Genomic DNA, 12,072 nt, shown 5'->3' with positions numbered 1-12,072 from the left:
AACAGGCAAGCCGCAGATTAAAACGGCTTGCCTGTAGAATGACGATACTGACGGTGATGACGATGTTTTTGATATACCCCTTTACCCTATCCCACGAACACCGTCATCATCGTCATCACCGTCATGATTATAGTAAAATGACGCGTATGTTCCTATTGATAACTTAAGTGAAAAAACGATGCTACGAAAAGCACAGAATCCAAATGACGCAGATGACGCTAATGACGCTGAATCTGGGATATGGTATAGGGATGTCCTAAAAACAGCGTCACGAGCGTCATCAGCGTCACTATCGTCACGCAAGAACTGTGCCGGGGGTCTGGGGTACGCCCCAGAAATGTGCATGTGGATGACCACATGCTATGCTAGCAAAACGCACCTACCCCAAGAAGGGGGGACAATCAAACCGGACACCCATATAAATTCGTATATGCTCCAGAGTGAATCAGTTTAGATTCATCCAAAATTCTTGACACGAAAAAGTGAATCAGTTCTGATTCATTTTCCCAAGTGCTGCTATTATGGCTCGGCATCTCTTGAATACGGTACGCATTATGATGACGGTAAAAGAATGATAAGCGAGCGGTACTTGCCATGAGTTTGCCGGGAAGAAACAAATATAAAAACTGCAAATCCTTCAGTGTACGCTTGATGGTAATGATTCTCTGCGTTTCGGTGCCACCTATTTTGGTATTGCAATCTTAAAATCCGTGGCTGCCATGGCAGTCGTAGGGGGTGAACGCGAGATTCCGCCGCGCGGTAACCTCCTCCGCAGTGGCAAGACGGGCACGCAGCAGATGGCAGGTGCAGGTACATTGTATCCCGAACAAACTGTCCATCTCAGGACGTTTGTTGTAACTCTAGTGCGCCCGGCATGGGCAACAACTAGGTGGTGAAAGACCACTACGCCCTCGGCAGTAGAAAGTGTTAGCCGAAGGCAAGGATGTCCATCGTGAGGTGGAATCTGAAGGAAGTCGGAGGTCAGCGAAAAAATGCAGGCGGGCAAACGCCTGAACCGATGAACAGAAACACATAGTAGGCCGTGGAAGCAGTGGAAGAAGTCCAAAACGAAGGTAGGCAACTTGAGACAGATGGGCGTCCTGGCTGACAGGGTATACCAGTGGGGGAATTCCAGACTGGGTTATTGGCGTATCGCCGGTAGTCCTGTATTAAAGGGTTCCATTACAAACGCAAGACTCGCAGCAGCAGGATATTTTAGTATCCTCCGCTACTACGAGTCCTTGCACTTATGCGGTTGGACCGACATGTACAGACCGGTGCGCACGGTGGTGTGAGAGGTCGGCTTTCTAGTTAAAAGAGACTCTTACTCGATTTGTTTCGTCGAAGAATTGTAATTTCGACGACTTGATTTTAAGGCTTCCATTTTATCTCGCTGTGGACGGCAACCGGTGCATCCGTTGCTAAGGCAGTTCGATTCTCAATAAGCAATTCGCTCATTTGTGAAAGGCTTTTGTGAAGTGCAGCATCGTCTGGAAGAAACCCCTGCAATTTATGGTTACTCCCGCAATCAGGGGCTTCGGTAGAGAGGATACAAAAATTTTATAATTGGCCGATATGTAGTTCTCTTCTTTAAAAATGATGAACCAAAAACTGAAATATAGCGGAGATTCTGCGGTACACAAATTTGCACAAAATATCTATAATGAAAAACGCTGCTGAGCAGATTGCATAGCGGCGCTTTTCTTTACGGGAAGTGTCTCCTATAGAAATTAAAATACCGAAAGAAGTCTGCGGTTTACCACGAAAATATCTTTTAACATATAAGTATACAGAAAGCAGGCATATAAATTCCATGTAAATTTCAAAGTAAAAAATGTAGTATTTGTATGATTCCACTTGAAAGCGCAATGCGGGAAAAGTGCGGGAAAAAGTGCAGGAAGAACGGGAATTATCACATGGAGGGAAAACACTGGCGGCTTGTATTATAGTAGTAAACCACTGTAAAGTAGATTTGTGCATGATGCACACACTGCTTAAAGAGAAAGGATGAAGACTATGAGAAAAGCACAGCACAAGGGCAAGCGCGTACTCGCGTCGGCTCTTTGTGTCGGTATGCTGGCCAGCATGGTCCCGACGCAGGCCTTTGCGGCCGACGAACAGCCAGTGGCTGCCGTCGTCCAGGAGGCTGCGCCTGCCGCCGAGGAGGCTCCGGCGGAGGACGCAGTCTCCACAGAGACCCCAGCGGAGGAGTCTGCTGCCGAGGAGACCCCGGCCCCTGCTGAGGACGCCCCGACTGAGGAGACGCCTGTCGAGGAAGCACCTGCGGAGGAAGCAGCTCTCGCCCCGATGGATGCCCCTGTTGAGGAGGCTCTTGCCGCCGAGGAGACCGCAGCCCCCGCTGCGCAGGAGGCTGCTGCACCTCAGACCGCCGCGGCTCGCATCGCAACAAACGTCGGTGTGGTCCCTGCCGGAATCGACTGGGCGGATAATGTGACCGCGAATACCTTCGCAGAGCCCTATGCAACCGTCACTGCAAAGGATAAGGCAGGCAACGAGTACACCGTGGAGGTCATCCCCGCAGACACCGTTTACTTCATCGACAGCGTGGCCGCTACCGGCAACGACCAGATGGACAATATTCAGTCCACTGCCGCCTACGCAGCCGCCAAGGCGCTGCTGGGCGACCAGCTGCTGAACGGCAAGTCCGACCAGTTCTACCAGGGCGACGCGACCTGGGGTCTGGTGGACACCGACGCTCAGACGAAGGGCTATGTGGTCAATAAGGTACCTCAAATTGATGACAAGGATTACACCGGCATCTACGCCAAGAACAACGAGAAGGGGGAGACACTCTCCTACAAGTTCACGCTGCCCGCCGGTAAGTACAAGATCACGACGGCCCACCGCGAGTGGTGGGGCGGCCAGGACCGTGCCATGGATCTGAGCCTGACCACCAATAACGGCACGACGGTTTATGCCTCTGTTCCGAAGCAAAACGAAGGCGCAGTCACCACCAAGACCGGCGAGTTTGAGATCACCTCCGAGCAGGTCGTGACCTGGACGGCTACTACGACTGGCGAAAAAGCTCCCGCTGTCAGCTGGCTGGCCATTGAGCGCACCGGCGACGCCGAGACCCCCGACACGCCCGTGGATGGCGACAACGAGAACTTCGGCAAGGTGCTGGAGGAGGAAGACGGTCTGCTGACTCTGTATACGACGCAGGCCGACGGCAATAAGACCGATATTTCTCTTGAGGAAGATGAGCTGAACGGCTACGGCAAGGTCCTGACCTTGACCGGCACCGCCTGGAACAACAAAAACGGCGGCCATGCGTCCATCAACAACGCACCCAGCTACTTCCAGCGTGCGCAGTTTACGCTGCTGGCTGATTTGAAGGTCAGCTTTGCCTCAGGCAATGACGGCAAAGCGGCGGCGTTCACCATCGGTAAGGATGGACAGAGCCTGCACGTATTCACCAGCCAGGGAAAGATTGGCTACGGTGCCAATAACGGCGGCGTCAGTGCGGCCCAGGCTGATCTGGCCGGTGCCAAGAGCGGCGAGTGGAACGCTATGGCGCTGACCTATCAGGAAACCGAAAGCGGCAGCAAAGTCGTTGTCTACCTGAACGGCGAAAAGGCGGCGGAAATCGCCGACATCGGCTTTAAGATCAGCGACCAGTCTGATCTGCAGGCTCTGATCTGCCGTTCCTTCGGCACAAGCTACCTGATGAACGGCTCTTACGACAACATCGTCGTGCAGGGCACGGCCATGAGTGAGGATGAGGCCAAGAAAGTCACGGCAGAGCGCCTGGCGGCCAAGAACAACGCCGCTAATGTGGACGGTGTTGTCTCCATCACCGGCACTGACGTGGAGGCCGCGGCCAAGAACGTCAACGGCTGGACCTACAAGGGCCTGGGCATGCTGAACGGCAACTCCACCAGCAACCTGCTGCTGGACTACAAGTCCGAGAATCCGCAGGCCTACTGGTCCATGATGCAGTATCTGTTCGGCGGCGAGTACCCGCTGTTCTCCAACATCAAGATGGAGATGGGCAACGACGGCAACAACTCCACAGGCGCCGAGGCCTGCACGAAGCGCTATGAGGATGAGGAGGCCGACGCCTCTCGTTCTCCGGGTTTCGTCATGGCTGCTGACGCCAAGAAGATCAACCCGAATGTCAAGGTCTCGATCCTGCGCTGGGAGTATCCCAACTGGGTCAAGGCCAAGGCCGACGGCACCGAGAAGTACGCCGCCATTTATAAATGGTATAAGGAAACCATCTTCGACGCCTACGAGAAGTACGGCTATGTCGTCGACTACATCGATCCCGATAAGAACGAGACCGGTAGCCCCGACGGCGGGATCATCAAGTACTTCGCCAACGCGCTGGAGAACGAGACCGACTTCCCCAGCTATTTCACCGAGGAAGCGAAGAAGGCCTACAACAACATTAAAATCGTCGCCTCTGACGAGAACAAGGGCCTGAAGATCGTTCCCCTGATGCGCAGTGATTCCGGCGTGTACGACGCCGTCGATGCTATCGGCTTCCACTACCGTACCAACGCCACCGATGATTACATCAAGATGGCGGACGTGGACGACAAGGAGGTCTGGTACAGCGAGGGCTGCGCGACCTTCGGCTATTCCGAGCTGCAGGAGAACAAGACCACCGAGTACGGTGCCGGCACCATCGGTGGCTACCAGAGCCCGCTGGCCCTGCTGGACAGCCTGCCCAACGCCTTTGTCGGTTCCCGCCGCACGATGTACATGTTCCAGCCTGCGATTGGTTCCTTCTATGAGGGCATCCAGTACGGCCATAAGGAACTGCTGTCCGCCCGCGATCCGTGGAGCGGCTACATCCATTATGACCCCGTGCTCTATATGCTGAGCCATATCACCAAGTTCGCCAAGACCGGCTGGGAGAACGACACCAACACAAACGGCATCTGGCGTGTGCTGCCGAACGCGACCTACGGCTCCTTCGGCTCCAGCGACAACGAGCACCAGACCGCCGGTATCAACGGCGACGCCAGCTACATGACGCTGGCTGCCCCCGATAAGACGAACTTCTCCACCGTGTTCATCAACAACACCCAGAACGAGAAAACCTTCGCCATCAAGACGTCGGACCTGAACCTCTCCGTCGACGCGCTGCATATCTGGACCACCGTCACGGACGACTACCTGAAGCAGGGTGAGGATGTCAAGATTGAGGACGGCATCGCCTATGTCACCGTGCCAGCCTACAGCGTCGTGACCGCGACCACGCTGGACACCACGCCCGAGCGCTTCCCCACTGAGGACGGCAGCGGCGACTACATCCAGACCGAGAAGCGTACCGTGCTGGATACCGACTACACCGGTAAAAACCAGAACACCACCGACGACTACCTCTACGCGGATAACTTTGAGTATACCAACGAGGAAGACGTTACGGTGTACAATGCCACCACCGGCAAGGAGACCACCGAGAACTATCTGGTTTCCCGCGGCAATGAGCCCCGCTATATGCTGGACACCCACGGCGCGTGGATCGTTGAGAACGGCCAGCTCAAGCAGGAGAATGACTCCAGCGTGAACCAGTGGAATGGCGGCGACCCTGCGACCATCGTCGGCGACTGGCGCTGGATGGATTACAGCGCCTCCATTGACGTGACCCTGCCGGGCGCAGAGGCTAGCCGCTACGAGCGCCTGACTATCCGTGCCCAGACCGGCATGAACTGGAACAACAGCGGCTACACGCTGGAAATTAACGGCGCAGGCAGCTGGAAGCTGTACCGTATCGGTACGCAGATTGCCAGCGGCACCGTCACCAAGAATGCTGAGGGCAAGTACAACCTGAAGCTCGTCGGCCTGGGCGACACCGTGTATGCCTACATCGATGGCAACAAGGTCACCAGCTATACCGATGCCAACCCGATGCTCTCGGGCCGTGTGAAGATCAGCTCCAACTGGACGCAGGTCTATGCAGATAACCTCGAGATCAAGACCGTCAAGGGCGGCATCCCGTATGCTACCGCCATGATCGACGGCCAGGACGACGGCGTTGCCTACAATGGCACCTGGGCCATCAACAACCCGGGCGGTGGCAGTGCTGACAACTGGTACCGCACTATGTCCGTCTCCAGCACTGCGGGCTCCTCCTTCACCTTCACGGTGGACGGCAGCGGCTTTGCAATTATGGGCGGCAACGACGGCTCCGCTGTCATCGACGTCTATGTTGACGGCGAGCTGAAGGCAGAGAACGCCTCCACCAAGGCAGCCCCGACCCGCGGCGAAGCCTATATTATGTCTGCCCTGACTGCCGGTAAGCACACGATCAAGATCGTGCTGAAGTCCGGCACCCTGAACGTCGACGCCCTGAACACCATCGGCGAGCGTCTGGCAGGTGCGGACGGCGCTGTGACCGAGATTCTGACCGAGCTGCCCACGCTGGAGTACTACGTGACCGGCAGCGGCGTGGGCGACCTGCCCGCCGAGGTCGAGGTCAAGCTGGCCGACGGCACCACCGAGACGAAGTCTGTTGAGTGGAACGGCGACACCAACGCACTGGATGCGAACGCTTACAAGTCCGCTTCCATCAGCGGCACCGTGAAGGACGCCGTCAACGCGCTGGGCGAGCCCCTGACCGTCAGCGTTCAGATCACCGAGGTCATCCCCGGCGACACCGTTTACTTTATCGACACCGTGGCCGGTGATCCCACCAGTGTGACTGGCGGCACCACCGAGACCTACGAGCTGTACAAGAAGGCGCTGGGCGACAAGATGCTGAACGACAAGTTCGACCAGATCAAGACCAGCGACAACACCTGGGGCCTTGTTGACACCGACGCAGGTACCAAGGGTTACTCCGGCACTGCAGACAAGACAGCTACCGGTATCTACGGCAAGAACAACGCGAAGGGCGAGACACTGACCTACGCGCTGACCCTGCCCGCCGGTACCTACACCCTGACCAGTGCCCACCGCGAGTGGTGGAGCCAAACCCGCCCGATGACCGCTGTAGTCACCGACGAGGAGGGCAACGCCCTGACCGACACCGCCACGCTGAACCTGTCCGGCAGCAGCGGCGACATCATCAACAGCCTGACCTTCACCATTGAGGAGGACCAGGTCGTCAGCTACACCGTCACCGCCACCGGCACCCAGGCTCCTGTTATCAGCTGGCTGGCTGTCAACGGCAAGGCGGTAGGCTCCGAGTCCGGCTTCTTCAACAAGGTGTTGGAGGACAACGGCGGCCTGACGCTGGCTGCTAACACCGCGACCCTGACCGATGACACCTGGAATACCATCTTGAAGGTTTCCACCCAGTGGAACAACAAGAATGACTACCATGCGACCATCACCGACGCACAGAACCTGTTTGGCCGCACCCAGTTCACCCTGCTGGCCGATGTGATGATCGAGGAACCGAGCAGCGACAAAACCAAGACCGCCATGCGCTCCGCCTTCACGATCAGCACCGGCAGCAACCGCCTGCACCTGCTGACCTATGACGGCAAGGTGGGCTACGGTGTTGACGGCTCCACGAAGGGCGTCAGCAAGAACGAAATCTCGCTGGGCGATATTGCCATCGGCGAGTGGAACGCCTTCGCCTTCGTCTACAAGGAGACCGACGGCGGCAACGGCGCATTGACCATCTACGTCAATGGCACGAAGGCCGGCGAGATCGCGGACATCGGCTTCAAGCTGAGCGAGGCCACTGACATCGCCGCTACCGTCGCCCGCAACGTCGGCACCAACTACCTGCTGACCGGCCAGTACGACAACATTGTTGTCAAGCCCACCGCCGTGAGCGCCCGCAGCGCTGCCAATGAGACCGCAGCCCGCCGCGAGGCCAAGAACCCCTCCACTGTCGCCCGTGAGGAGCTGCTGGCAAAGATCGCTGAGATCCGCGCTGCCCTGCAGACCGACGCCGACAATGGCATTGCGTACGCTACCGACAAGCTCGAAAGCTGGCAGTACACCGGTAACAAGTCCGGCGTGGCTGACACGCTGCCCGAGCTGAACGACGCCCTGGCTGCCGCCGACACGCTGGTTGCCGACGACGCCGCAACCACCGAGGACCTGCGCAGCGCCGCCAGCGCCCTGGATTCCCAGTACGCCGGTCTGCGCACCCTGCCCGAGACCAACACCTCGATCCCCGGCACCACCGGTACGGTCATCAAGGCTGACACCGGCCTGCCCATGCAGGCCCACGGCGGCTCTGCCATGGCCCTGAAGGAGGGCACCGGCGACGGCTGTGTCAACTATGACCTGGACGGCGATGGTGACATCACCGAGGGCAAGGCTGTTTACCTCTGGTTCGGTGAGGACAAGACCAACAATACCCGCCCTGTGGACGGCGTGCGCTGCTACAGCTCCACTGATTTGTACAACTGGACCGACCGCGGCACCATCCTCTACACCCAGAGCACCATCCTGCCCATTGAGGAGGGCAGCGAGAAGGCCATCATCTCCAGCCCAGGTGCCAGCGGCACCGGCACGACGCAGGACTACAACGTCATGCAGCTCAGCGCCACGAACCTCGAGACGCTGAAGGCCTGGGGCAAGCTGTCCGCCGCACCCGAGGGTGTGACCGAGAGCCAGTTCCGCAATGTCAAGAACTTCCTGCGCGCCTATGTCACCGAGTACGAGAAGGCCCCCACGGACCTGAACGACATCAGCTGGACCGCCAAGAGCTATGACGAGGAGCCAATCACGGCGACGAGCCTGCTCTACCCGGACAGCCAGGATGACAGCGTGCGCAACGTGACCACAACCCGCCTGCAGTTGGCCTTTGAGACCTTGTACGGCAGCTACTGCGTCACTGAGCGCCCCAAGATGATCTACAACGAGAGCACCAAGCAGTTCGTCCTGATCTGGCACGCTGACGGCCCGCTGTACAATAACGATAAGTTGAACAGCTGGGTGGCCGGTGGCTGCGTTGGCAACTGCCCTGCCAGCCGCTACAGCCGCGCTATGGTCGGTATCGCCACCAGTGACAGCCCGTTCGGCCCCTTCACAGTGCAGAACGTCACCCGCATGAACTACGACACGTCGCTGAACGCCAGCCGTCTGGGCGAGGCCCGCGACATGACCGTCTTCGTCGATACCGGCGTGGACAAGAACAATGACGGAGCGGATGATGCCTACGTCATCTACTCCAGCGAAATGAACGCAAAGCTCTATGTCTCGCTGCTGAACAAGGACTACACGGGTCTGGCCGCCGAGGCTGACCAGGCCGATGCTACCGAGTTCGCCGCCCGCATCGTCAGCGACGACAGCCGTGAGGCCCCCGCGGTCTTTAAGTACAACGGCTACTACTACCTGCTGACCAGCGGCACCGACGGCTGGAACAGCACCGCCCACATCTACTACCGCAGCAAAGATATGCTCTCCGGCTGGGAGAAGGTGGGCAACCCCGCCAAGAACGACACCGGCAAGATGTTCAACACGCAGGTCACCTACGTGCTGCCCATCGACGCCGAGGCCGGCAAGTTCATCTATATGGGCGACCGCTGGAACGGTGATAACCTGACCGACAGCCGCACCGTATGGCTGCCGATCCAGATGAACACCGACAACACCGTTTCCGTCCTGGGTGAGCAAGATTGGACGCTGGACCGTCTGGATCAGCTGCTGCCCACCACCGTCAACACCGAGCTGCCCGACGTCGTCTGGTCCGACGGTAGCAACCTGCCCACGGAGGTCAGCGTGACCACTCAGGGCAAAACTATCACCAGCAAGGTCGAATGGAACGCTGACAGTCTGAAGAACCCCGGCACGGCTGCCGTCACCGGCAAGCTGACTAACTGCAACGACCTGGAGATCAGCACCACGGCTACCGTGGTCCCGAAGAACCTGCTCTACTTCGCCAACCCGCAGAAGGAAAGCCTGGCTCTGAGCAGCGACTACATCGCCATCATGAACGCCAGCGCCGATACACTCAAGCAGGACCCCGCTGTGAACGACGGCGCCTACAGTGCAGAGGCCGGCTTCGGCTACACGGGCACTGCAGGAACGCTGCGCAACAGCAACGCCAGCATCTATGAGAGCATGCGCTATGCGTCCGGCACCAACAGCATCACCTACCGCTTTGACAACCTGACCGGCGAGGACTACACCGTTTACGTCGGCATGTTCAACCCCACCGGCTGGGTCGAGAGCGGCAAGACCCGTCTGGCCGACATCAAGATCAACGGTGAGACACTGCAGACTGGTTACAACTACTACACCAGCTGCACCGGCAAGGGCGACACGCTGGCTTTCACGGGTCTGAAGTCTGACGCCGACGGTGTGCTGACGGTTGAGGTTGCCGCCAACGCAAACACGACCTCCGCTGTGCAGGTCAGCTTCATCATGGTATCCGGTGAGGTCAAGACCCCGGAGCCCGCGCCAGAAACCAAAACCGAGGTCGTCAAGGATACCCTGACCAAGGATAACATCCCGCAGGGGATCAAGGACAAGGGCTACGACACGCCGGAGAAGATCACCGAGGCGTTCAAGAAGGCCATCAGCAAGAACCAGTCTGCTGACAACATCGAGGTCTACGACGTCAAGCTGATGATCAGCACCGACAACGGCGCGCACTGGAGCGAAGCAACCGACGCGTACTTCCCCGCAGGCGGCATCGACGTTACGTTCGACCTGCCCAAGGGCATCACGGCGGCCAACTACGACCAGTTCTCCATCCTCGTCAGCCACATGAAGGACAGCGGTGAGGTTGAGCTGCTGACCCCGACCCTGCAGAATGGCAAGCTCGTGGTCCATGTTACGGAACTGTCTCCGTTCGCCGTCAGCTGGACCGCCAAGGCCCAGCCGTCCCCGGTCCCGACTGCAGAACCCACTGCGACCCCGGCTCCGTCTGACAATACGACGAACAATACCACAAATAACACCACGAACAATACGACCAACAATACCACAAATAACACGACGAACAACACCACGACCAACAGTACAACGCCCGCGCCCGCCAAGACGACGGCACCCATCCCGCAGACGTCGGACAACTTCCCGCTGATCCCCGTTGCCGGTGTGGCCATCGCCAGCCTGGCTGCCCTGTGCTTCCTGTTCCTTCGCAAGAAGAACCGCTAAGTTGCGTCTACGGTTGTAAGCCCGTATAAGCAAAGCCCCCGTCCGGCAATGATATGCTCCCTATATAGCGAACAGTGAAAAAACACTGAAAGCTATATAGGGAGCATTTTTAGTGTGCCCGGCATGGGCAACAACTAGGTGCTGCAAGACCACTACGCGCTCGGCAGTAGGAAGCGTTAGCCGAAAAGAAAAGCTGAAGCTTCTTACAAAACGAAACCGCGGACGCAATAAAGAGGTACATCAAGGACCGGGAAGTGAACGACCAGATGTGCGACCAGTTGAGCTTCAAAGAATATGAGGACCCATTCAAAAATGTAGCGGACTTTGACGAAGATGATTCGCCGGAGATTCCCACGGACGGTAGAATAAGCAAGTAAAAAAGCGACGCCACGTGCGGTTGGCGTCGCTCATTGTGCGCCTTTAGGCGCGGCTGGTATTGAAGCCCTATGGGGCTGTTTTGCAAACCCCACGTTCAACGTGGGGTTATGATTTGTCGTGAATTTCCCAATGCCCGCTGAAACCACGGCCAATGTAGTGAACATTTCCCATCGCCTTGATATGGCGGCGGATGGTTTTGTAGCTGACGCCCAGCGCCATGCCGAGTTTTTCGGTGCTGATTTTATTGTCTTTTTTGATTAAAGCCAGGATTTTGGCATCCAAATCATCTTGGGGGACACGTTGAGGGACATCTTGAGGGACACTGTAATTCAAGTTCGGCATAACGACCGTAAACTGGTAGCGGTCAGAACGGAACGTAGGGCGCTTATCCTCGGTGTAGTTGATTTGTGCCTTGTAGCCGTTCAGAATTTTCCCAAAGCCGCTGCCCTTGCGCTCCATGTAGCCCAGACGGTTGAACACATTGGCCAGCACCGGGTTGCGCCGGGTGGACGGCACGGTAAGCGGGTCGCGGTCTTGAATCATCGACCCATCCGGCATACCGCCCGGCGAGTAGATCTCCAGACGGTCATCGTAGATGTCAATGTGGACCTCGCTGCCGTAGACGAGATAATCGCGGTGCGCCAGCGCGTTGAC

The 12,072-nt window shown here is 57.6% G+C and carries 3 protein-coding genes; 2 read left to right on the top strand and 1 reads right to left on the bottom strand.

Features of this window, described 5'->3' with window-relative positions; translation table 11 throughout:
* Positions 1-2,016: 2,016 nt before the first annotated feature.
* On the top strand, positions 2,017-11,040 hold the full coding sequence (locus B5D32_RS13705) for an Ig-like domain-containing protein (protein WP_143402780.1): 9,024 nt from the start codon (positions 2,017-2,019) through the stop codon (positions 11,038-11,040).
* A 254-nt stretch (positions 11,041-11,294) separates the two neighbouring features.
* Positions 11,295-11,417, top strand: coding sequence for a hypothetical protein (locus B5D32_RS15700; RefSeq protein ID WP_265104940.1), 123 nt, complete (start codon positions 11,295-11,297; stop codon positions 11,415-11,417).
* Positions 11,418-11,523: 106 nt separating this feature from the next.
* Here the strand turns inward: B5D32_RS15700 and B5D32_RS15290 are convergent.
* Positions 11,524-12,072, bottom strand: a 549-nt coding sequence (locus tag B5D32_RS15290; protein WP_159447062.1) for an ATP-binding protein, incomplete at its 5' end; no start/stop codon positions are given.

Source organism: Gemmiger formicilis (genome assembly GCF_900167555.1).
Classification (GTDB): Bacteria; Bacillota; Clostridia; order Oscillospirales; family Ruminococcaceae; genus Gemmiger; species Gemmiger formicilis.
This window is presented reverse-complemented; position numbering and strand designations above follow the sequence as displayed.

What these genes read in the sequence shown, in the direction of transcription:
- B5D32_RS13705 (WP_143402780.1), top strand. Translation starts at nt 2,017, where the DNA reads ATGAGAAAAGCACAGCACAAGGGCAAGCGCGTACTCGCGTCGGCTCTT.